At 67.6% G+C, this 21687-nt stretch carries 22 protein-coding genes; 15 read left to right on the top strand and 7 right to left on the bottom strand.

What is annotated here, in order from left to right:
• Positions 1–137 precede the first annotated feature (137 nt).
• Positions 138–461, top strand: a complete 324-nt coding sequence (locus WS89_RS02030) for a RebB family R body protein (RefSeq protein ID WP_034209304.1) — start codon at positions 138–140, stop codon at positions 459–461.
• Positions 462–546: 85 nt separating this feature from the next.
• On the opposite strand, the gene WS89_RS02035 is transcribed toward WS89_RS02030, so the two are convergent.
• On the bottom strand, positions 547–1221 hold the full coding sequence (locus tag WS89_RS02035) for a Crp/Fnr family transcriptional regulator (protein ID WP_059502939.1): 675 nt from the start codon (positions 1219–1221) through the stop codon (positions 547–549).
• 413 nt (positions 1222–1634) lie between these two features.
• Between WS89_RS02035 and WS89_RS02040 the strand changes: the two genes are divergently transcribed.
• From WS89_RS02040 to argE, 8 genes are all read left to right on the top strand, one after another.
• A complete protein-coding gene (locus tag WS89_RS02040; protein WP_059789340.1) occupies positions 1635–2192 on the top strand; it encodes an RNA polymerase sigma factor in 558 nt (185 codons plus the stop codon).
• Between the two features lie 114 nt (positions 2193–2306).
• On the top strand, positions 2307–2600 hold the full coding sequence (locus WS89_RS02045) for a RebB family R body protein (RefSeq protein ID WP_059789341.1): 294 nt from the start codon (positions 2307–2309) through the stop codon (positions 2598–2600).
• A 35-nt stretch (positions 2601–2635) separates the two neighbouring features.
• Positions 2636–3241: a hypothetical protein gene (locus WS89_RS02050; protein ID WP_257128097.1), complete on the top strand. Its 606-nt coding sequence runs from the start codon at positions 2636–2638 to the stop codon at positions 3239–3241.
• A 231-nt stretch (positions 3242–3472) separates the two neighbouring features.
• A complete protein-coding gene (locus tag WS89_RS02055; RefSeq protein ID WP_059789343.1) occupies positions 3473–3919 on the top strand; it encodes a hypothetical protein in 447 nt (148 codons plus the stop codon).
• Positions 3920–4245: 326 nt separating this feature from the next.
• The gene (locus tag WS89_RS02060; protein ID WP_059789344.1) at positions 4246–5568 is read left to right on the top strand and encodes a flavin-containing monooxygenase; all 1323 of its coding nucleotides are present in this window, start codon (positions 4246–4248) and stop codon (positions 5566–5568) included.
• 83 nt (positions 5569–5651) lie between these two features.
• Positions 5652–6089 (top strand): RidA family protein, encoded by a 438-nt coding sequence (locus WS89_RS02065; protein WP_034209298.1) that lies wholly within the window; start codon positions 5652–5654, stop codon positions 6087–6089.
• 8 nt (positions 6090–6097) lie between these two features.
• Positions 6098–6775 carry a DUF1028 domain-containing protein gene (locus tag WS89_RS02070; protein WP_059789345.1) on the top strand — a complete coding sequence of 226 codons (678 nt, stop codon included), beginning with the start codon at positions 6098–6100 and terminating at the stop codon, positions 6773–6775.
• Positions 6768–7931, top strand: a complete 1164-nt coding sequence (gene argE, locus WS89_RS02075) for an acetylornithine deacetylase (RefSeq protein WP_059502927.1) — start codon at positions 6768–6770, stop codon at positions 7929–7931. Before WS89_RS02070 ends, argE begins: the two co-directional genes overlap by 8 nt.
• Before the next feature lie 82 nt (positions 7932–8013).
• On the opposite strand, the gene WS89_RS02080 is transcribed toward argE, so the two are convergent.
• Positions 8014–8955 carry a LysR substrate-binding domain-containing protein gene (locus WS89_RS02080; RefSeq protein WP_059789346.1) on the bottom strand — a complete coding sequence of 314 codons (942 nt, stop codon included), beginning with the start codon at positions 8953–8955 and terminating at the stop codon, positions 8014–8016.
• Between the two features lie 384 nt (positions 8956–9339).
• On the opposite strand from WS89_RS02080, the gene WS89_RS02085 reads away from it, so the two are divergent.
• Complete coding sequence (locus WS89_RS02085) at positions 9340–10761, top strand: purine-cytosine permease family protein (RefSeq protein WP_059789347.1); 1422 nt, start codon at positions 9340–9342, stop codon at positions 10759–10761.
• 96 nt (positions 10762–10857) lie between these two features.
• On the opposite strand, the gene WS89_RS02090 is transcribed toward WS89_RS02085, so the two are convergent.
• From WS89_RS02090 to WS89_RS02110, 5 genes are all read right to left on the bottom strand, one after another.
• Complete coding sequence (locus tag WS89_RS02090) at positions 10858–13137, bottom strand: FdhF/YdeP family oxidoreductase (RefSeq protein ID WP_059789348.1); 2280 nt, start codon at positions 13135–13137, stop codon at positions 10858–10860.
• Between the two features lie 123 nt (positions 13138–13260).
• Positions 13261–16128 (bottom strand): ATP-dependent Clp protease ATP-binding subunit, encoded by a 2868-nt coding sequence (locus tag WS89_RS02095; protein ID WP_059789349.1) that lies wholly within the window; start codon positions 16126–16128, stop codon positions 13261–13263.
• Between the two features lie 643 nt (positions 16129–16771).
• Positions 16772–17041 carry a hypothetical protein gene (locus tag WS89_RS02100; protein WP_059789350.1) on the bottom strand — a complete coding sequence of 90 codons (270 nt, stop codon included), beginning with the start codon at positions 17039–17041 and terminating at the stop codon, positions 16772–16774.
• Positions 17042–17145: 104 nt separating this feature from the next.
• Positions 17146–17961 (bottom strand): family 1 encapsulin nanocompartment shell protein, encoded by an 816-nt coding sequence (locus WS89_RS02105; RefSeq protein WP_059502916.1) that lies wholly within the window; start codon positions 17959–17961, stop codon positions 17146–17148.
• Positions 17954–19003, bottom strand: a complete 1050-nt coding sequence (locus WS89_RS02110) for a Dyp-type peroxidase (RefSeq protein WP_059789351.1) — start codon at positions 19001–19003, stop codon at positions 17954–17956. Before WS89_RS02110 ends, WS89_RS02105 begins: the two co-directional genes overlap by 8 nt.
• 443 nt (positions 19004–19446) lie before the next feature.
• Between WS89_RS02110 and WS89_RS02115 the strand changes: the two genes are divergently transcribed.
• The 5 genes from WS89_RS02115 to WS89_RS31620 form a co-directional block, all read left to right on the top strand.
• The gene (locus WS89_RS02115) at positions 19447–19824 is read left to right on the top strand and encodes a LysR family transcriptional regulator (protein ID WP_059789355.1); all 378 of its coding nucleotides are present in this window, start codon (positions 19447–19449) and stop codon (positions 19822–19824) included.
• Positions 19821–20273: a phosphate-starvation-inducible protein PsiE gene (locus WS89_RS02120; RefSeq protein WP_059789352.1), complete on the top strand. Its 453-nt coding sequence runs from the start codon at positions 19821–19823 to the stop codon at positions 20271–20273. Before WS89_RS02115 ends, WS89_RS02120 begins: the two co-directional genes overlap by 4 nt.
• Positions 20274–20357: 84 nt before the next feature.
• Entirely contained in the window at positions 20358–20813 is a 456-nt protein-coding gene (locus WS89_RS02125) for a DUF1269 domain-containing protein (protein ID WP_059789353.1), read from the top strand.
• Positions 20814–20847: 34 nt separating this feature from the next.
• On the top strand, positions 20848–21096 hold the full coding sequence (locus tag WS89_RS02130) for a hypothetical protein (RefSeq protein WP_059502908.1): 249 nt from the start codon (positions 20848–20850) through the stop codon (positions 21094–21096).
• Between the two features lie 369 nt (positions 21097–21465).
• The coding region (locus WS89_RS31620) for a GntR family transcriptional regulator (RefSeq protein ID WP_156440501.1) at positions 21466–21687 on the top strand (222 nt) is incomplete at its 3' end.

Raw genomic sequence — 21687 nt, forward strand, 5'->3', positions numbered from 1 at the left:
GGCTGCCGCCCGGCGCACGGCGTCGTGTCGACGCCCGTGGCGGCGGGACGCCCTGCCGCGCATCGACGGCGCCGACCGACCCACTCACGCTTTCGCCATGACTGCGCCGCTGCGGCGCGCACACCAGGAGCAACGACATGCCGGAACAGGTTTCCCCTGCGATGACCGATGCAGTCACGCAAGCCAACGTCAAGGTGGTGGGCGAAGCGCCCGCCGTGGCCTTGGGCACGCTCATGCAGTCGAACAGCCATGCGTCCGCGATCCTGCTTCACAACGCGGTGCAGATGCAGGCGAACCAGGCGGCGTCCAATCTCGCCGCCACGACCGTCGGCATCATGCAACTCTATGCCGGCTCGCCGGTGGCGCTGGCCAGCGCGGCGCGGTCGGCGAACGACAACTTCGTATCGCAACTGGCCGCCGTCGCGCAGTTGATGAACGCCATCGGCCACGGGCGCGGCTGACCCTTACGGCGCGCCGCGCAACCCGGCGCGCGCAAACCTGCCCGCCCGGCCGCGCTGCGTGACGCACGCGCTGCCGGGCAGGGTGTCAATTGGCGTCGGCGATGGTCCGGAGCCGCTCCGGTTTCTCGATCGTCACGCCGTGTTCGTGTAGTCGGATCAGGCCGTCGCGCTGCATCTTCTGCAGGCTGCTGTTCAGCCGCGGCCGGCTGACGTTGAGCATCGCGGCGAGGATGCTCTGGCTCTCCGGCAGCGGCACCTCGAGACCATTCCCTTGCATGCGGTTCAGCAGATGGCGCGCGAGCCGTGCTTCAAGCCGGTACAGGCACGCCGATTCGACGAAGTCGCTCAACTGGTGAATGTGCCGGCACAGCTGATCGTGGATGCGCGCCATGAATTCCGCGTTGGCCTGCAGCGGCGCGAAGTGCTGGCGATGCAGCAGCAAAACGCGGCAGTCGGGGCTCAACTGGGCGGTGAAGCTGCGCCGGTGCGCGCGAATCAGCGTGTTTTCGCCGATGAGGTCGCCCGGTATGGCGTGGCCGAGAATGATCTCGCGGCCGCCCGGTTCGTGCAGCGTCTTGTAGACACGGCCATGGCGCACGAACGCGACGAAATCCTCCGGATCGCCCTTGAAGAACAACAGGCGATTGCCGTGTTCGGGCCAGGGCGTGACATGCCGCTCGATGTGGGCGAGCAGACTTTCCGGGAGATCGGTCAGTATCGGTATATTGCGCAGCGTTTGAGCGTCAGCAAGGGCAGGCATGTTTTCCGCGCGAGGTTGTTTGACGATGCGGCCACCTAGCGAAAAACGCTGCCTTCGGCATTACGTGAAAAATGAATAACGAAAGAATTGAAATAATCGGCAGGCGGTCCGGACAGGGCGGCACTTCGGCGGCACGCGCGCTTGATCGACCGACATGGAAAGCAGCATGCCGACGCACGGACGCATCGCGGCGGTAGTCGTTCTTTTTCATCGCAATGCCGTTATTCGGTCAGGCCCGGCGGCGCATCTGAAACGACGGATTCGGGCTATGCCGGTGAATTAAAATTTCCGTTCATAATAATCAAGAAAATTTACCGAAACCGATTATCGTTATATCGGTGTTACGCGGGTAACAGCGCCATTCCCGGCATCGAATCGATTCTGTGTTTTCCATAAAAAAAGGAAGACACGGGATGACAACCTCGAACCAGCACGCTGCCCCGACGCCCGAGTCTTCGGCGCAGCAGCTCGATCGCACGTGGCGGGAAATGCAGGGGAAATTGCGGCGTCGCGCGCGCCTGTTGTGCAAGGGCGATATTCACCGTGCCGACGAACTGCTTTCCGATACCGCGCTCAAGGTCCACATTTACCTGCAGCGCTCGCCCGAGCGCGTCCGGAACCTCGCGGGCTTTCTCTTTCTGGCGCTGAACCACGCATTCCTCGATGGCGCGCGCCGCCGTCTGCGAGAAAGCGGCATGCTCGAATTCGACCCGGCCTGGGACGACGATCATGCCGTCGAGCTGGCCGGCCACGCGCCGTCGGTGGAGCAGCAACTGCTGCTTCGGCAACAGCTGATGCGCCTCGAGCAGGCGCTGTCGATGCTCTCCCCGCAGCAGCAAATGCTGTTCACGCTGAAGTTCGAGGAGGACCGGCCCTATCTGCACATCGCCGCGACGCTCGGGATCAACGAGCCGCTTGCCAGAAAGCGCGTCGAGCTGCTGCGCAAGAAATTGCGCGAGGAACTCGCGTGAGCGCGTTCACGAATGCAGGCAGCCAGCGTTCCTAACGGCATGCACGGCGTCGATGGCCTGCCGGCCCGCCCGTTCCTTCAATCGCATGCCGGAGCCGAGATCCGAGGAGGCCTCGTGGCAGACAAAGTCAATGAGCAGATTACCGACGCGCTGACGCAGACCAACGTGAACGTCGTCGCGGGGTCGCCGGCCCAGGCGCTGGGCATGCTTTACCAGATGTTCAGCCAGGCCGTCGGCATCTCGGCGCAGAACATGACGCAGCAGCAGGCGGCGCTGAACCAGATTTCGAACGCCGTCGTGTCGAAGGCGGTGGCCATGATCCTGTCCGTCGAGGCGTCGCCGAAGCCGCCATCGGGCGGCGCGGCGCTGCCCGCGGCGGGCGGGCCGCAGACGGGTTCCACGCATTAGGACGCGACGACTATCGGGATACCTAAGTCATGAACATGAAAGGTCTTTTGGACGGACGCGGAGCAGGCGCGACGCAAGCGCCGGACGACGTCGCTAACGCCGCAGCCGAAGCAACGACGCAGGCCGATGCCGCGCCGCAAGCCGCTGCTTCGGCAGCCGGCAAGCGCGCGTGGCCGATCAACCGGCTGCGCAGGTTCACCGACGCGCTGAAGGCGCCGGACCAGATCGCGGGTGCGAGAGGGGCCGCCAACTCGGCGTTGCAGACGGTGCAGGCGATCAACGCGGAGGCGGCGTCCTACGCGACGACGCAGATATCCGTCGGCCCGAACATGATGATCACGCAGGCGGGCGGCATGGTCGCGCAGGCGGCGGCCAACTACTTCGAGGCGTCGACGTCGCTGGCGATCGCGGGCAAGAGCGTGCTGATGAAGGATCTCGCGCAGAAGACCATCGACGAGGACGTGAAAGGCATGGCGATGGATGCGGTGGGCCTGCTGTTGACGGACCTGTTCGTCGCGACCGCGGCGGTCGTTGCGGGCGCCGCGGAAGCGATCGAAGGGGAGGCCGCGAGCGTCGCGCTCGACCGGATCGACGAGAGTCTGCAGAAGTATCAGGCGCTGCTGGACAAGAAGGGCACGTAGCGCACCTGGCGTACGCAGGGCGCGGCGCCGATGACGAACGTCGCTGGCAATCGCGTCGTGCGAACCGCGGGGCGATCGCCTGCCGCGCGTGCTGCGACACAGTATCGATCGACACGACCCGCCGGGCCGTCAGGCCCGATGCGGGATGTGAGCGGCGGGCGCGACGCACGTTCCGGGTTGAACGCGTCGCGGCCCGCTACCGGCAGTCATGTCCAGTCATGAGAGGAACCTATGTCCTACATCATTCAGCACGTAAACGGTCCCGCGCCGCTGGCGGTTGGCGAGCGCAAATGGGGCGATGCGACGGAAATCGATTTCGGCGCGATGACGAGCTGCATCGCGCTCGTCGAGCAGACGCCGGGCCAGCCGACGCTGGTGCGCGGGATCCATCTGTCTATCGTCGGCGACGGCGGCACGAAGGTCTACGACACGGCCGCGGATGTCGCCGGACAGGTCGAGACGATCATGCAGCAAAGCGGCGACACGCGTGCGTGCCTCGGGCGTATCGACCTCTGGCAGGCCAGCACGTCGCAAGAGGTGCAGGATTTCTTCGTCGCGTTGATGATGAGCCTCGACATGACCGACTGGGTGCAGGTGCCGGACGGCAACCTGCGGGTGCGGATCGACGGCGGCGTGATGCAATATCGGCAGGGCACCGGCGCCTGGACCAACGTGTAGCCGGCACCGTTCGCGCAAACCGGCGCCCGCGATGCGCGCGGGCGCCGGCGACATACCGCTCGATGGCATCGACTGTCGGGTCGATCGCGTCGACGCATCCGTTCTTTTCGGCGCCGATACGCAGGTGTCGGACCGTCCCCGGCCGGCATGCCGCTTCGGACTGCGTGCAGGCACGTCGCTCGCCACCGGCTCCCGCCCCAGCTTTTTGCTCGTCAACACCAACAAAAAACCTCGTTTCGCCCCACGCAGCCTGTCAGCAGAATGTCTCCATTCCCGCTCACGCGACCCCGCGCGTCGCATGAGCCGCACTTCAGAAGGAGACAGCCGTGGCAGTCGAAACAACCGCAATCGATACGCTCGTCGTCGGCGCCGGGCAGGCCGGCGTGGCCATGAGCGAGCATCTGGGCAAGCTGGGCGTGCCCCACCTCGTGCTGGAGCGCGACCGTATCGCCGAACGCTGGCGCACCGGGCGCTGGGATTCGCTGGTCGCGAACGGCCCCGCATGGCACGACCGGTTCCCGGGCCTCGAATTCGACGGTCTCGATCCCGACGCGTTCGCATCGAAGGACCAGGTCGCGGACTACTTCGAAGCGTATGCGCGCAAGTTCGACGCGCCGATCCGCACCGGCGTCGAAGTGAAGAACGTGGTGCGCAACACGGGCAAGCCGGGCTTCGTCGTCGAGACGTCCGACGGCACGATCGAGGCGAACCGCGTGGTGGTCGCGACGGGGCCGTTCCAGCGCCCGGTGATTCCGCCGATCGCGCCGGACGACGCGCGCGTCGTGCAGATTCACTCCGCCGACTATCGCAACCCGGGCCAGCTTCCGGCCGGCGCGGTGCTGGTGGTCGGCGCGGGTTCGTCGGGCGTGCAGATCGCCGACGAGCTGCAGCGTGCGGGCCGGCAGGTTTACCTGTCGGTCGGGCCGCACGATCGCCCGCCGCGTGCGTATCGCGGCCGCGACTTCTGCTGGTGGCTCGGCGTGCTCGGCGAATGGGACAAGGAAGTCGCGACGCCCGGCCGCGAGCACGTGACGATCGCGGTGAGCGGCGCGCGCGGCGGCCATACGGTCGATTTCCGTGCGCTCGCGAACCAGGGCGTGACGCTGGTCGGGCTGACGAAGTCGTTCGACGGCGGCGTGGCCGTGTTCGAACGCGATCTCGCGACCAATCTCGCGCGCGGCGACGAGAACTACCTGTCGCTGCTCGACGCGGCCGACGCGTATGCGGCCCGCAACGGCCTCGACTTGCCGGAAGAGCCGGACGCACGGCGCATCCTCCCGGCCCCCGATTGCGTTACGCATCCGATCCTCACGCTCGATCTAGCCGTCGCAGGCATCACGTCGATCGTCTGGGCCACGGGCTATGCGGTCGACTACGGCTGGCTGAACGTCGACGCGTTCGGGCCGAACGGCAAGCCGCAGCACCAGCGCGGCGTGTCGAAGGAGCCGGGCATCTATTTCCTCGGGCTGCCTTGGCTGTCGCGACGCGGCTCCAGCTTCATCTGGGGCGTGTGGCACGACGCGAAGCACATCGCCGATCACATCGTCACGCAGCGCAAGTACCTCGCGTATCACGACGCGTCGCAGCGCCGCGCGGCCGCGCAAGCGGCGCGGCCCGACACACACCTGCTCGCCGAAGCGGCGAACTGATCGCCTGACGAACAGACCCATCCCGCCGCGTCGCGACGGCTTCCGGCGCGGCGGGCGACCCCACCGACACTCGAAGGATCTCGATGAGCCAGCCTACCCATACGCGTATCCGGATGTTCAACACGAAGGATACCTATCCGAACCAGACGCTCGACAACGACCTGTGCCAGGCCGTGCGGGCCGGCAACACCGTCTACGTGCGCGGCCAGGTCGGCACCGATTTCGACGGCAACCTGATCGGCCTCGGCGACGCGCGCGCGCAGGCCGAGCAGGCGATGAAGAACGTCAAGCAGTTGCTCGAGGAAGCCGGCAGCGACATCACGCATGTCGTGAAGACGACGACCTACCTGATCGACCCGCGTTATCGCGAACCCGTGTACCGGGAAGTCGGCAAGTGGCTGAAAGGCGTCTACCCGATCTCGACGGGGCTCGTCGTCTCCGCGCTCGGCCAGCCGCAGTGGTTGATGGAGATCGACGTGATCGCGGTGATTCCCGACAACTGGCAGCCGAGCCACGCATAGGGGGCGACATGACTTTCTCCATCGTCGGGCGCTGCCCGGAGACGGGCCAGCTCGGGATCGCGATCAGTTCGTCGAGCATCGCGGTGGGCGCGCGCTGCCCGTGGGTGCGCGCGGGCGTCGGCGCCGTCGCGACGCAGAACATCACGCTGCCGGCGCTCGGGCCTCAGATTCTCGACCTGATCGAACACGACCTGCTCGCGCCTGCCGCGGCGCTCGACCGCGCGTTGAGTGCGAACGGCTGGAGCCAGTACAGGCAGGTCACGGCGATCGACGGGCAGGGGCAGACGGCATGCTTCACCGGCAAGGAGGCGCTCGGCACGCATCACGCGGTGCAGGGCGAACAATGCGTGGCGGCCGGCAACCTGCTGGCGGCGCCAGCCGTGATCGACGCGATGGTGCGGGCCTTCGAGCAGGCGTCCGGCTTGCTCGCCGACAGGTTGCTGGCCGCGATGCACGCGGCCATGGCGGCCGGCGGCGAGGCCGGCCCGGTGCATTCGGCCGCGTTGAAGGTGGCCGGCGACGTGACCTGGCCGATCGTCGACCTGCGCGTCGACTGGGCCGACGCCGATCCGATCGGGCAGCTCGATGCGCTATGGCGCGCGTATCGACCGCAGATGCAGGACTACCAGACACGCGCGCTGAACCCGACCGCCGCGCCGAGCTACGGAGTGCCGGGCGATGAGTGATCCGTCGAGCCGCGCGTTGCTCGAACGGCTGATCGGCTTCGCGACGGTCAGCCGCGATTCGAATCTCGAGATGATCGGCTTCATCCACGACTATCTCGCCGGGTGGGGTGTGCAGAGCGAACTGTTCTACAACGCGGAACGCACGAAGGCGAGCCTGTATGCGACGATCGGCCCGCGCGATCGCGGCGGCGTCGCGCTGTCGGGGCACACCGACGTGGTGCCGGTCGACGGGCAGGCGTGGACGGTCGAGCCGTTCCGGCTGACCGAGCGCGACGGCCGGCTGTACGGCCGCGGCACGGCCGACATGAAGGGCTTCATCGCGTCGGTGCTCGCGGCCGTTCCGGCGTTCGTCGCGCGGCCGCTGAGCCTGCCGGTGCATCTCGCGTTCTCGTATGACGAGGAAGTCGGCTGTCTCGGTGTGCGGCCGATGCTTGAACGACTCGCCGCGCGCGAACATCGTCCGCGGATGTGCCTGATCGGCGAGCCGACCGAACTGAAGCCGGTGCTCGGTCACAAGGGCAAGCTCGCGATGCGCTGCCACGTGAAGGGTGCCGCGTGCCACTCGGCCTACGCGCCGTCGGGCGTCAACGCGATCGACTATGCGGCGAAGCTGATCGGCCGGCTCGGCGAGATCGGTGCGGCGCTCGCGCGGCCGGAACGGCACGACGGCCGCTTCGATCCGCCGTTCTCGACCGTGCAGACGGGGCTGATCAAGGGCGGCCGCGCGCTGAACATCGTGCCGGCCGAATGCGAATTCGATTTCGAGGTGCGTGCGCTGCCGGATTTCGATGCGCACGATGTGCCGAGAACGCTGCAGGACTATGCGGAATCCGAACTGTTGCCGAGGATGCGCGCGGTGCAGCCCGATACCGACATCCGGCTGCAGCCGCTCGGCGCGTATCCGGGGCTGGCGACCGCGCCGGACAGCGAGGCCGCGCGCCTGCTCGCGCTGCTGAGCGGGTCCGACGCGTTCGGCACGGTGGCGTTCGGCACCGAGGGCGGGCTGTTCGGGCAGGCCGGCATTCCGACCGTCGTGTGCGGGCCGGGCAGCATGGATCAGGGGCACAAGCCCGACGAGTTCGTCACGCTCGAGCAACTGCATGGTTGCGACGCGATGCTGGGCCGTCTGGTCGCGTATCTCTCGTCCGCCGCCTGAACGGGCGGCCGGCACGCATGCGCCGCGCCCGACGGCGCGCGTGTCTTCCACATCCCGTTCCCGATCGTCGACCTTGCCGCCGCTATCGAGCCGATGGCGGCGATTGCGCCGGTTGCGCGACGATCTGCGCGAGCCGCTCGCGGCAGAAATCGACGAACGACTGCGCCTGTTTCGTGAGCTGACCGCGCTTCAGCCGTGCGCTCACGAGCCCGGACGGGCTGACCGTTTCGCTGAGGCCGATCGTCACGACACGCTGGCCGTCGTACGTATATTCGGAATGCGGGCGCGTGACGAGCAGCGAGAAACCGAAGCCGCGACCGACCATCCCGCGCACCATCTCGATCGACGGCGAGCCGAACACGATGTTCGGCGTGAGCCCGAGCTCGTGAAACAGGCTGACGAAATACGTGCGGCTCGGCTGCACGTCGAGCAGGATCATCGGCTCGACGCACAGGTCGCGCAGCGACACGTGCGTCTGGCCCGCGAACCGGTGGTGCTCCGGCAGCAGCACGTACGGCTGCTGCGGCGGCATCAGCGGCTCGGTTTCGATCGTGCCGTCGAGATCGTGGTCGTACATCAGCGCGAGATCGAACGTGCCGGACGTCAGCCCTTGCACGAGTTCCTGCTGGTCGCCGTCGCGCAGCCGGATGTTCACGCCCGGGTAGCGTTCGCGAAAACCCGCGATCAGTTGCGGCAGATAGAGCGGCGCGACCGTCTCGAAGCAGCCGATGTCGATCTGCCCGGTGATCACGTCGTTGTCGGCGAGCGCGTTCTGTTCGAACTCGTGCGCGATGCGCAGCAGTTCCTGCGCTTTCCGGTAGAAGCGCGTGCCGCTCGGCGTCAGCGACACGCCCTGCGCGTGGTGGCGAATGAACAGCTTCACGCCGAAGCTCTCTTCCAGCCCCTTGATCGCGCTGGAAATCGACGGTTGCGCGATGAAGAGCTGACGCGATGCCTCGGCGACGCTGCCGGATTCGACCGTCGTGACGAAGTATTTCAGTTGCCGCAAAGTGTAGTGAGCCACAAGCACCCCTGATGCCCGGCCCCGGCGTGCCGCCGTGGGCGCATGCTGTTGGATTCGCGTAGCACCTTACCTGAAGTCTTTCGGCGCCGAAATTTCCGCTGCAGAGCTTTTTCGTATGTCGCGGAAATATTTTTAGTATTTTCCGGCCCCGATGCGCATGGCGCACCATCGTCTCCAGCCTGGATCGCGACGAGGCCGCGTGGGCGCCGGCGGGACACGTCATCCGTCCCCGCCTGGCGGCGCACGCGACGCTTCGTTCGGCGCCGCCGCGTGCACGCAGCGCGGCGGCGCTCGCGTATCCGGACCGATTGCCGGCGCGCCCCCCCGACGCGCGCCGGCGCACACGGCACGCGCGCATCGCCGCGCAGGACTGGAGACATCACCATGACGAACGCGCAACGCAATGCGTCCCCGATGATAGAGAAGCACACGATCGGCTATGTGCCGCCCTCGGAACGCCACGGCAAGGTGCGCGACCTGTTCACGCTCTGGTTCGGCGGCAACATCGCGCCGCTGCCGATCGTGACCGGCGCGCTCGGCGTGCAGATGTTTCACCTGAACCTGATGTGGGGCATCGTCGCGATCGTCGTCGGCCAAGCGGTCGGCGGCGTTCTGATGGCGCTGCATTCGGCGCAGGGGCCGCAGATGGGGATCCCGCAGATGATCCAGAGCCGCGCGCAGTTCGGCTCGTGGGGCGCGCTGCTCGTCACGGTGATCGCGGCCGTGATGTACGTCGGTTTTTTCGCGTCGAACATCGTGCTCGCGGGCAAGTCGGTGCACGGCATCGCGTCGTCGGTGCCAGTCCCCGTCGGCATCGTGATCGGCGCGGTGGGCTCCGGGCTGATCGGGATCGTCGGCTACCGGTTCATCCACATCCTGAACCGGATCGGCACATGGGTGCTCGGCATCGGCATCGCCGTCGGCTTCTGGATGATCCTGTCGCACGTGAGCACCGCCGATTTCCTGACGCGCGGCGGCTTCGACTTCGCGGGCTGGCTCGCGACGGTATCGCTGTCGGCGCTGTGGCAGATCGCGTTCGCGCCGTACGTGTCGGACTATTCGCGCTATCTGCCGGAAAACGTCGGCGTCGCGTCGACGTTCTGGGCAACCTATCTCGGCTGCACGATCGGCTCGACGCTCGCGTTCGTCTTCGGCGCGGTCGCGGTGCTCGCGGTGCCGGCCGGCGCGGACACGATGGATGCGGTCAAGCAGGCGACCGGCCCGCTCGGCCCGTTGATGCTGGTGCTGTTCCTGCTGAGCGTGATCAGCCACAACGCGCTGAACCTGTACGGCGCGGTGCTCGCGGTGATCACGTCGGTACAGACGTTCGCATACAAGTGGATTCCGACCGCGAAGACGCGCGCGGTGGTGTCGGTCGCGATCTTCGTCGCATGCTGCTATGCGGCGATCGGCGCGTCGACGAACTTCGTCGGCAACCTCGTCGATCTCGTGCTCGCGCTGCTGGTCGTGCTGGTGCCGTGGACGGCGATCAACCTGATCGACTTCTACGTGATCCACAAGGGCAAGTACGACATCCAGTCGATCTTCATGGCGGACGGCGGGATCTACGGCCGCTTCAATCCGCAGGCGCTGCTCGCGTATGCGATCGGCATCGTCGTGCAGATTCCGTTCATGAACACGCCGATGTACGCGGGCCCGATTCCCGCCCATCTGGGCGGCGCGGACCTGTCGTGGCTCGTGGGCCTGCTGCTGACGTCGCCGCTGTACTACTGGCTCGCGACGCGCGACAGCGCGTATCGGCGCCGGCAGACGGGCGCGACGATGCCGCCGACGGCGGCACGATGAAGAAGGGGCCGCCGCGTCGCTCGCGCCGCGGCGGCGAGTGGTGGCGGGAATCGGGCAGGCACGCTGCGGGCGACGTGGCGCGCGCCTGCCGCGGCATCACACGACCGCCGAGCGCACGACGCGCACCGGCACCGACTTGTACGACGGCGTGCCGCTTTCCTTGTCGATGTAGTCGAGCGGCACGAGCACGTTCGCTTCCGGGTAGTACGCCCCGACCGAGCCCGGCGCGATGTCGTACTCGATCGCGGTGATCTTCTCGAGGCGCAGCGTACGGCCCGACGCGGTGACCGTCTCGATGTCGACGAGGTCACCGTGTTCGAGCCCGTACTTCTCGAGATCGGCCGCGTTCATGAACAGCACGTCGCGCCGGCCGAACACGCCGCGATAGCGATCGTCGAGCCCGTAGATCGTCGTGTTGTACTGGTCGTGGCTGCGCAGCGTGATCAGGCGCAGCACCTGTTCGGCGCCGAGCACGTCCGCATCCTCCTTCACCCCCTTGTAGACCGAGAACATCGCCTTGCCGGTCGGCGTCGGCCACACGCGCTCGGTGGGCGGCAGCGGCAGGCGGAAGCCGCCCGGCGTGCGAATGCGCTCGTTGAACGCCTCGAAGCCGGATACCGTCTTGTCGATCAGGTCGCGGATGCGATCGTAGTCGGCGATCAGGTCGAGCCATGCGACCTTGCTGTTCGGCAGCGTCGCGTGTGCGATGCCGGCCACGATCGCGGGCTCGGAGCGCAACTGGTCCGATGCGGGCTTGAGCTTGCCGGCCGACGCATGGACCATCGACATCGAATCCTCGACGGTGATCGACTGCCGGCCGGTGGCCTGCATGTCGAGCTCGGTGCGGCCGAGCACCGGCAGGATGAAGGTTTCCTTGCCGACCAGCAGGTGCGAACGGTTCAGCTTCGTGCCGAGATGCACGCTCAGGTCGAGCTTCGCCATCGCCGGGAACGACAGCTCGGGATCGGGCAGCGCGACCGCGAAGTTGCCGCCGAGGCACAGCAGCGCCTTCGCGGTGCCGTCGATCATCGCCTGCATCGCCTGCACCGCGTCGTGCCCGTGCTGCGCGGGTGGCGTGAAGCCGCACACGTCCTCGATCTTCTTCAGGAATTCGGCCGACGGCTTCTCGGTGATGCCGACCGTGCGGTTGCCCTGCACGTTCGAATGGCCGCGCAGCGGGCACACGCCGGCGCCGGGCTTGCCGATGTTGCCGCGCATCAGCAGGAGGTCGGCGATCAGGCGCACGGTGGCCGTGCCCTTGTTGTGCTGCGTGACGCCCATCCCGTACGTGACGATCGTCGCGTTCGACTTCGCATACGCGAGCGCGACCTGTTCGAGCTGCGCCTGGCTGAGGCCGCTCGCGCGTTCGATGTCGTCCCACGACGTGGCTTCGAGATCGGCCGAGAACGCCTCGAAGCCATTGGTGTGCTGTGCGATGAAGTCGCGGTCGAGCACGTTGCCTTGCTCGGCCTCGAGCCGCAGCAGCGCCTTCATGACGCCCTTCAGCGCGGCCGCGTCGCCGCCCGCGTCGACCTGGTAGTACGTCGACGCAATTCGCGTCGAGCCGAACGACGCCATCTCGATCATGTCCTGCGGATCGGCGAAGCGTTCGAGCGCGCGCTCGCGCAGCGGGTTGAACACGATGATCGGCACGTTGCGGCGCGCGCATTCGTGCAGCGTGCCCATCATCCGCGGATGGTTCGTGCCGGGGTTGTGGCCGATCGAGATGATCAGCTCGCAGTGGTCGAAATCCTCCAGCGACACGGTGCCCTTGCCGATGCCGATCGACTGCGGCAGGCCGACGCTGGTCGGCTCGTGGCACATGTTCGAGCAGTCGGGGAAGTTGTTGGTGCCGAGCTCGCGCGCGAACAGCTGGTACAGGTACGCGGCTTCGTTCGACGCGCGGCCCGACGTGTAGAACTCGACCTGCTCGGGCGGCAGCGCGCGCAGCACTTCGCCGATGCGCGCGAACGCGTCGTCCCATTCGATCGCGCGGAACGTGTCGGTCGCGCGGTCGTAGGCGAGCGGATGGGTGAGCCGGCCCATGTTCTCCAGTTCGTAGTCCGACATGCGCAGCAGCGACGACACGGTGTTCGCCGCGAAGAACTCGGGCGTCACGCGCTTGGTCGTCGCTTCCCACGTGACGGCCTTCGCGCCGTTCTCGCAGAACTGGAACGTCGACTTGTGCTCCTTGTCGGGCCACGCGCAGCCGGGACAGTCGAAGCCGTCGGGCTGGTTGGTCCGCATCAGCACGATCGGTGCCTCGATGGTTTCCATCTGCGTGCGCACCGCATCGGCTGTCGCGCGAAGCGCGCCCCAACCGCCGGCGGGCCCGTCGTATTTCCTGATGCCTGGCACTTCGCGTCGATTTGTCATGTGAATCTCCAATAGCCGGGCCCGGTGCGGGTGGCTCGGTTGCGCCGTGTCGCGGCGTGGGGCGGCTCCGTCCGGCGGACGGAGCCGGTCATGCGTGCCCCGGGCGGCGGGGCATGCGTTTTTCTAGCGGGCGTCCTTCTTCGCCCCGGACGACTTCTTGCCGGGCTTCGCCGTGGGCGGCGGGGCGTCGGCAGGCGTGTCGTCCGGCTTCCCGTCGCCGGCTGCCCTCGCAGCCTTGCCGGCCTTGCCGTTCGCTTCAGGCTTGCCGTCGGCGTCCTGCTTCGCGTCCTTCGTGCCTTTCGCTACCTTGGCGTCCTTCGCTTCAGGCGCGGCGAGCTTGTTGAACTTCACTTCGTCGCTGTCCTTGTCGTAGTCGACTTCGCACCGGTCGCCCGACTTCAGCCGGTCGGCGAGGATCTCCTTCGCGAGTCGCGTCTCGATGGTCTGCCGGATCTGGCGCTTCAGTTCGCGCGCGCCGAATTCCGGCTGGTAGCCGGCTTCGGTCAGGTGCGCGACGAGCGAGTCGCCCATCACGAGCGTGATGTCCTGCGCGGCGGCCGTGCGCACCACGCGGTCGAGCTGGATCCGCACGATCGCGCGGATGTCGTCCTTCGACAGCGCATGGAAGACGATCACCTCGTCGATCCGGTTCAGGAACTCGGGCCGGAAATGCCCCTTCAGCACCTGCATCAGTTCCTCGCGGATCGCCTTGTCGGTCTTGCGCGCGGCTTCCGGCTGCGTGAGGTTGTCCATGATGATCGCCGCGCCGAGGTTGCTGGTCGCGATGATGATCGTGTTGCTGAAATCGACCACGCGCCCCTTGCCGTCGGTGAGACGCCCGTCGTCGAACACCTGCAGCAGCACGTTGTAGACGTCCGGATGCGCCTTCTCGATCTCGTCGAGCAGGATCACGCTGTACGGGCGGCGTCGCACGCGCTCGGTGAGCTGGCCGCCTTCGTCGTAGCCGACGTAGCCGGGCGGGGCGCCGATCAGCCGCGCGACCGCGTGGCGCTCCATGTATTCGGACATGTCGATGCGGATGATCGCCTGCTCGTCGCCGAACACGGTCTCGGCCAGCGCCTTCGCGAGCTCGGTCTTGCCGACGCCCGTCGGCCCGAGGAACAGGAACGTCGCGATCGGCCGGTGCGTCTGGCCGAGCCCCGCGCGCGACAACCGCACGGCATCGCTGACGGCGACCACCGCATCGCTCTGGCCGACCACGCGCTCGCGCAGCTGCTCTTCCATCTTCAGCAGCTTCTGGCGTTCCTCCTGCGTGAGTTCGGACACGGGGATGCCGGTCAGCCGCGACACGACCTCGGCTACCGATTCGACGGTCACTTCGAGCGTCTCCGAGCCGGTCTTGCGCTGCCACGCCTCCATCATCTCGTCGACGGCCTTCTGCTTCGCGTTGATCTGCTCTTCGAACTGCTTGGCTTCGTCGAAGCGCTTGCGCGAGGTCGCATAGTCCTGCTCGCGCTTCAGTTGCGCGATCTGCGCTTCGCCTTCCTGAATGTCGATCGGGCGCGACGTCGCGCCGATCCGCACGCGCGCGGCGGCCTGGTCGATCAGGTCGATCGCCTTGTCGGGCAGGAAGCGCGCCGTGATGTAGCGGTCGGCGAATTCGGCGGCCGCGACGAACGCGTCGTCGGCGAACGTCACCTGGTGATGCGCCTCGAGGCTGTCGCGCAGCCCGCGCAGGATCACGATCGTCTGCTCGACGCTCGGCTCCGGCACGAACACGGGCTGGAACCGGCGCTCGAGCGCGGCGTCCTTCTCGATGTACTTCTGGTATTCGTTGAGCGTCGTCGCGCCGATCAGGCTCAGCTCGCCGCGCGCGAGCGCGGGCTTCAGCACGTTCGCGATGTCGAGGCCGCCTTCGCCGCCGCCCTGGCCCGCGCCGACGATCGTGTGCAGCTCGTCGATGAACAGGATCAGTTCGTCCTGCTTCGCCGTCACTTCGTCGATCAGCTGCTTCGCGCGTTCCTCGAATTCGCCGCGATACTTCGCGCCGGCCACCATCGAGTTGATGTTGACTTCGACGAGCCGCTTGTCGCGCAGCACTTCGGGCACGTCGCCGTTGACGATCCGCTGCGCGAGCCCTTCGACGATCGCCGTCTTGCCGACGCCCGGTTCGCCGATCAGCACCGGATTGTTCTTCTTGCGGCGCGCGAGCACCTCGATCGTGCTTTCGATTTCCTGCGCGCGGCCGAGCACCGGATCGAGCTTGCCCTGGCGCGCGATCGCGGTGAGGTCGCGGCCGAACTTGTCGAGGTTCGGCGTGCCGGTCGGCGCGTCGACGCGGCCATCCTCGGCGCCCTTGCCGACCACCTTCACGACTTTCTGGCGCAGCGCCTCGGGCGTCACGCCGTATTTCTTCAACAGCGTGCCGGCGACGCTGTCCGGCACCGATGCGAGCCCGATCAGCAGGTGCTCGGGGCCGATGTACGAATGGCCGAGATCGCGCGACGCCTGGAACGCGTATTGGACGGCCTTCTTCACGCGCGGCGAGATCGACAGCTTGTCGAGCGGCGCATCGGGCGCGGCCGTGCCGGTGTGCGCGTGCTCGTCGATGTACGACCGGATGTCCTGCGGCGACAGCTTCAGTTCCTTCAGCAGCGCGGCGCAGACGTCGGTGTCGGCGAGCGCGTACAGCAGGTGTTCGGAATCGAGCTCGCTGCGGCGCAGCTCGTGCGCCTTCTCGGCCGCGCGCTGCAGCAGTTCGAGCGTCTGTTCGCTGAATGCGTCGGTCGGGTCGACCGATTCGCGCGGAATCTCGGCGGCGAGCGGCGATTCGTCGCCGAGGCCGCCGAACAACGACGACGGTCCGCCGCCGCCCAACAGCGAATCGAACGGATTCAGCATGCTCTGATGCCGCATCAGCTGTCGGAAGTGGTAATCGCAGATCGAGATCGTCTTGCGCTCGCCGTCCTGCATCACGGTTGCGCGCGCGACGGCCGGCCGGGCGTGACAGATATCGCAAAGTGCGGGCATGGTGGTCTGGCTCCTGTCGGTGAAGGTGGGGCGAAGGGTGAAGCCCGATGCGGTGCGGCGCTCACGCGCCCCGACCGCGCAGGCACGGCACGCACCGCGGCGGCGCGCGTGCCGCACCCGCGCGATCTCGCAGCGCGCGCCGGCGTGGCGCACGGTCGCGGTCGGGGCGGAAAGCGCGCGTGCCGAGAGGAGCCCACGGCATCGCTTCGACTGCGTTCAAAATAGCGAATCGGCGCGGGCCATCCAAGACACAGTTCCATGCCGGACCGGCCGTGAATTGCACCCTCACACGGGTGCGCGATTCGGCGGCAAGGAGTACAGACGGGCGCGCGCACGGCGGCGCGGGCAGCCGGCGGTGGAGGGGGGCGGGAAAGAGGTAAAGGGCGGCGGGCGAACGGCGCGGTGCGACATGGGCGCGCAGGGCGCCGGCAGCCGGCAAACGGGGAGCGAAAGGAGGAGAAAAGCGGGGAGAAAAGCAGGGAGTGAAGCGGCGAGCGAACCGGAGTGCGACGCGCAGCGCGGGCGCGAACCGGCTACGCGCGGCCCCGCGCGCACCGCAGCCGGTGCGCGCCGTGGGGCCGGCGCAGGCGAGCGCGGGGTGCACGGTACGCGCCGGACATCGCGTAACCGCGGTGAACCGCGATCAGTCCAACAGTGTCATCGCGAGCCGTTGCCGTGCGATCTGCTTCACGTCGGCCGACAGCGCCGCATTCGGCAGACCATTGGCCCAGACGGAAAACGAATCCTCGATCAGGTTGCGCGTGTCGGGCGGCAGCTCGGCCAGCATCAGCGACACGACGGTAAACAGCACGGCGGTATCGCCGGCCTGGCCGCCCGCGTTGGCATCGACCTTCTGCTGCAGGGTAGCGACGGACGCTTGCAGCGCCTGTAATGCGTCATTCGATTCGCTCATGACATTCTCCGTGCAAGATGGGCTGGATCGGCGACGAACCTGCGGCCGGCAGCACGGCCGTCGCGCGCGGCGCCCGGGCGGGCATCGCGCGCCGGCAACCGCGCTCAGGCGGCCGCACCGTCCTGCGGCGCCACGGCCACCGATGCCTCGCTCGTCAGCATCAGGAACGTGAACGTTTCGCGCAGGTACAGGCGGACGCCCTTGTCGGTATGGCTCGTGTAGCCGATCGACACGTCTTCCCCGAGGTGCAGCTCGTAATCGCCGCCGCGCGTGGACAGCACGCAGCCGCCGCTGATCGCCGGCGCCCAGATGATCTCGCCGCTGACGATGCGTTTGATATGGCCGAGGACCGGATAGCCCTGGTCGCGCGCTTCGCTGAGCGCGGTGTACGCGTCCGACCCGAGCACGACCGAGTACGGGCCGTCGACGCCGGCGAGGCGCAGCGCCTCCAACGCGTCGCTGATCGCGTCCGGGTAGGCGCTCACGTCCGCCGGCAGCGTGAGCCGGCGGTTCGACGTGCCTTCGCGGATGCCGACGATGCCGGCCGCGCGGTAGCCGTCGAAAATCGCGTTGTCTTCGGCGAACGCGAGCCGCTGCGCGGCTTCCTTCGCCGGCTGCCAGTCGGCGTCGCGCGCGCCGCGCTCGACGCTGTCGATCGCGTCGCGGCTCAACTCGAACGGCACCGTCAGCTCGACGATCGTGCGCACCTCGCGCAGCCGCGCGTTCACCTGCTCGCGCGGCGCGGCGACGTCGAGCAGGTGCCCGGTGCCGACGGCCGACAGCTCGGGCCCTGCGGGGCCGTCGACGTCGACGACGCGGCGGCCGGCCACCGAGCGTTTGAAGGTGCGCGCCACTTCCTCCTCGATTTGTTCCCAGGCGGCGGACGAGATCGGGGCGAGTTCGCGGTGCAGGTTATTCATAGGTCGGGGTTCCTTTCAGCGAGCCGATGTTCAGCGAGCCGTCGCGCGGCGGCGCGGACGGCGCGGATTCCGGTTGGGCGGCGCCGGCGGCCGGCGCCGCACGATCGGCGAGCGCTTCGAGCAGATCGGCCGACGGCACGAAGAACAGCGAGCCGGTGACCGCGCGGCTGTAGTCGAGCAGGCGGTCGTAGTTGCCGGGCGGGCGGCCGACGAACATGTTCTCGAGCATCTGCTCGATCGGCGCCGGCGAGCGCGCATAGCCGATGAAATAGGTGCCGAATTCGCCGGCGCCCGGGCGCCCGAACGGCATGTTGTCGCGCAGGATCTTCACTTCCCGGCCGCCCTCGTCGAGCGTGGTGAGCGAGCTGTGCGAGCACGACGGCTTCACGTCAGGCGCGAGCTCGATGTCGGACAGCTTGGTGCGGCCGATGATGCGCTCCTGCGTCTCGACCGCGAGTGCGTTCCAGCCGGCCATGTCGTGCAGGTATTTCTGCACGAGCACGTAACTGCCGCCCGCGAATTCGGCATCCTCGTCTCCGATCACCGTGAAGTCGACCGCTGCGCGGCCTTCCGGATTCTCGGTGCCGTCGACGAAGCCGATCATCGCGCGCTGGTCGAAATTGCGGAAGCCGTGCACTTCGTCGACGACCGTGACCGCGCTGCCGAGCGCGCCGAGCAGTTGCGTCGCGAGTTCGAAGCACAGGTCCATCGCTTCGGCGCGGATGTGCAGCAGGATGTCGCCGGGCGTGGCGATCGCGACGCGCTGGCCGGCGCCGAATTCGCGGAACGGATGCAGCGACGCCGGGCGCGGCTCGCCGAACAGCGCATCCCATGCATCGGAGCCGAAGCCGCATACGCACGTGAGATTGCCGCCCGGTACGCGCTTGCCGACCGAGCGCACGAGCGCGGCGATGTCGCCGCACCACGAACGGATCGTGTCGGCGTGATCGGCGCCGGGATTGATCGTCGCCACGAGAAAGATCGCGCTGCGCGTGATCGTGCTGTGAACGGCCTGGGAGATCGGGGGAGGGGGCGTCTGCATCGCGGGCTGCCGGTCAGTCGGGTCGGGACGGACGGGCCGCGGCAGCCGCGGCGCGCGAAGGCGAACGGTTGAACTGTGTCATGCGACGGTTCTCTGTGCTCTGTGTGACATGCGGATGAAGGACGTTGCGCGGGCATCGCGCAACGGGCCGCAGCGGCGGCGGCCGCCCCCGGGGCGCGAAGGGAAGGCAGACGGTGGCGCCGCGCGTTCGCCCGGCGCGTGGACCATCCGCACCGCGTAACGTCGTCGAGCATGCAATCTAGCAGCTTCGGCGGGTCTTTGGAACACGTATCGACGATCTGTCATTCGAATGGATCAAACAGGGCCGGGTTTTGTGCGGCGGCGGCGCAGCTGTACTCCTGGCGCCCGCGGCGCTGTGCTCTTGAGCGTGCGTGTCGCGTGCAGTAGATTAGGTTCCGCTCCGCCCGACGATGGCCATCATGATGAACCTTTTGGAAGCGATGCGTATTTTCGGTGCAATCGTCGAGCATGGCGGGCTGCGCGGCGCGGCGTCCGGTCTGAAGCTCGACGTCGCGCAGGTCGATGCGCGGCTCGATGGCCTCGAACGCTATCTCGGCTGCCGGCTGTTGCTGGACCGCGCGGGCGACGATGTCGTGTGCACCGATGCCGGCGTCGCGTTTTACGCGTGTTGCCGGCGGACGCTGTCCGCGGTTGCGCAGGCGACCGGCGCGAGCGGAGCCGATGCGTGCGCAACGGTTTCCGGCCCGCCCGTCGCGGGCTTTCCGTTACCCGAGACCCCTCGCCGCGGCGACGCGGCATCGATCGCACCCTCTACGACACTGCACCGGTTAACGCGTTGAATACGTCCACTGCATCCGCCGATACGACCGCCGAGCGCATTCGTCGCCGCTTCGGTCATTTCCTGCACGCGGCCGAGCTGGCCGGGCTGGTCGTGATCGGGCTGGCGACCGCGTTCGCGATGGCGCAGGAAGCGTGGAAGGTCGTGCTCGCGGGCGAAGTGTCGCTGACCGACCTGCTGCTGATGTTCCTGTATCTGGAAGTGCTCGCGATGGACCTGCGCTATCTGCGGCTCGGCCGGCTGCCGGTGCGGTTTCCGCTGTTCATCGCGATGACGTCGCTCGCGCGCGACCTGATCCTGCGCGGCGCGACCGACAGCCCCGAGCGGATGCTGATGACGACCTTCGGGATCGTGCTGCTCGCGGTGGGCGTGCTGATCCTGAGTTTCGGGCAGCACCGCTTTCCGGCGGACGTCGACGATGTCGAGGACGACTTGCATGGCCGCAAGTAACGCGCGGACGGCGTTCGGAGCGAACCGCGGCGCGCCGAGCGAGGCGCGGCGGCCCCACCCTCATCCCACCACACGAGGTGTCGCATGACCAGGCAATTGATCGTCGCCGTGTTCGGCGGCGTCGACACGGCTCGGCAGGCCGCGAACGATTTCGACGCGCTGTCGGAGAAGAACGAAGGATTCCACATCGAGAACGGCGTCATCGTCGAGAAGGATGCGAACGGCAAGCTCGCGGTGCTCGACGCCGAATCGCGGCCGTTCAAGGGCGGCGTGATCGGCGCGATCGCGGGCGGGTTGCTCGGCCTGCTCGCCGGGCCGCTCGGCGTGGTGACCGGCATGGCGACCGGCGCGGGCACCGGCATTCTCGCGCACGCGGCCGGCAATGCGCTGCTCGACGGTGCGTTCGTCGAGACGGTCGCGGCGCGGCTCGTGCCCGGCAGCGTCGCGGTCATTCTCGAAGCGAAGGAGGACACGCCGTTCTCGGTCGACAACGTCGTGACGGGATTCGGCGGCAAGGTCTTTCGCCAGGCGCTCGATTGAGCGCGCCCCTTTCGAACCGATTCGGGAGCATTGCATGCGCATCGATCAATCGTACCGGCGCTTCGACATCGCGGCGACGCTGTCGCCGCTGCCCGGCAACCGCGCGATCGCGGTCGTCGACGTGACGACCGACGATCCGGACCGCATCGCCGATCTCGGCACCGGCCAGTTCCTGCAGATCCGCAAGTGGATCGAGTCGAACGACGTCGCGCTGCTGACGGCGGTGTTCGACGAGTGCAAGGTCGCGATCGACCACTACGCGGACAACGTCGACGACGCTTGAGCGCGAGCGAGCCCGCGCATGGCCGGGCCTCGCGCCACCGCTGGCGCCTCCTCCGCCCGCGGTACTTGATGACGTGCGCGCGGCGACCGGCCACGGTGCGGCCGCGCCGTCGTGTACGCATCTGTTCACCACGCCGGCCGGATTTGAGTTTTCCTCGCCAAACTGTCACTTACATTCGCCGAAATGACGCAGTAGGATGCCGAACCTTGTCTTGATGAGATTCGCATTGCTATTCGCCTTCAATTTCGGTAACGGACGAGGTCCGAACCGGGACACCCGCGCCCGGCGACGGCTATCCGGCTTCATGCGTCGGCGTGGCCGTACCGCTCGTGCGGGGCAGGCCGGTTCATCGCTGGCGGGGCGAGGCGGATGAAGCTCTACGAGAAATTTGCAAACGACGTAGAGCGACTCATTCGGCAAGGGGTATATCGACACGGCGATCGTGTGCCGTCGGTGCGGCAGGCGAGCCAGCAGCACCGGATCAGCATCACGACCGTGCTGCATGCGTATCTGTTGCTGGAGAGCCGCGGGTTGCTCGAAAGCCGGCCGCAGTCGGGCTATTTCGTGAACCTGCGTCGCGACGACGGTCAC

The sequence above is a fragment of the Burkholderia sp. MSMB1072 genome, from assembly GCF_001524725.1.
Classification (GTDB): domain Bacteria; phylum Pseudomonadota; class Gammaproteobacteria; order Burkholderiales; family Burkholderiaceae; genus Burkholderia.

Excerpts from the sequence above, each read along its gene's own strand:
- WS89_RS02030 (WP_034209304.1), top strand. The coding sequence starts at position 138 with ATGCCGGAACAGGTTTCCCCTGCGATGACCGATGCAGTCACGCAAGCC.
- WS89_RS02035 (WP_059502939.1), bottom strand. The coding sequence starts at position 1,221 with ATGCCTGCCCTTGCTGACGCTCAAACGCTGCGCAATATACCGATACTG.
- WS89_RS02040 (WP_059789340.1), top strand. The coding sequence starts at position 1,635 with ATGACAACCTCGAACCAGCACGCTGCCCCGACGCCCGAGTCTTCGGCG.
- WS89_RS02050 (WP_257128097.1), top strand. The coding sequence starts at position 2,636 with ATGAAAGGTCTTTTGGACGGACGCGGAGCAGGCGCGACGCAAGCGCCG.
- WS89_RS02055 (WP_059789343.1), top strand. The coding sequence starts at position 3,473 with ATGTCCTACATCATTCAGCACGTAAACGGTCCCGCGCCGCTGGCGGTT.
- WS89_RS02065 (WP_034209298.1), top strand. The coding sequence starts at position 5,652 with ATGAGCCAGCCTACCCATACGCGTATCCGGATGTTCAACACGAAGGAT.
- WS89_RS02070 (WP_059789345.1), top strand. The coding sequence starts at position 6,098 with ATGACTTTCTCCATCGTCGGGCGCTGCCCGGAGACGGGCCAGCTCGGG.
- argE (WP_059502927.1), top strand. The coding sequence starts at position 6,768 with ATGAGTGATCCGTCGAGCCGCGCGTTGCTCGAACGGCTGATCGGCTTC.
- WS89_RS02085 (WP_059789347.1), top strand. The coding sequence starts at position 9,340 with ATGACGAACGCGCAACGCAATGCGTCCCCGATGATAGAGAAGCACACG.
- WS89_RS02090 (WP_059789348.1), bottom strand. The coding sequence starts at position 13,137 with ATGACAAATCGACGCGAAGTGCCAGGCATCAGGAAATACGACGGGCCC.
- WS89_RS02095 (WP_059789349.1), bottom strand. The coding sequence starts at position 16,128 with ATGCCCGCACTTTGCGATATCTGTCACGCCCGGCCGGCCGTCGCGCGC.
- WS89_RS02100 (WP_059789350.1), bottom strand. The coding sequence starts at position 17,041 with ATGAGCGAATCGAATGACGCATTACAGGCGCTGCAAGCGTCCGTCGCT.
- WS89_RS02105 (WP_059502916.1), bottom strand. The coding sequence starts at position 17,961 with ATGAATAACCTGCACCGCGAACTCGCCCCGATCTCGTCCGCCGCCTGG.
- WS89_RS02110 (WP_059789351.1), bottom strand. The coding sequence starts at position 19,003 with ATGCAGACGCCCCCTCCCCCGATCTCCCAGGCCGTTCACAGCACGATC.
- WS89_RS02115 (WP_059789355.1), top strand. The coding sequence starts at position 19,447 with ATGAACCTTTTGGAAGCGATGCGTATTTTCGGTGCAATCGTCGAGCAT.
- WS89_RS02125 (WP_059789353.1), top strand. The coding sequence starts at position 20,358 with ATGACCAGGCAATTGATCGTCGCCGTGTTCGGCGGCGTCGACACGGCT.
- WS89_RS02130 (WP_059502908.1), top strand. The coding sequence starts at position 20,848 with ATGCGCATCGATCAATCGTACCGGCGCTTCGACATCGCGGCGACGCTG.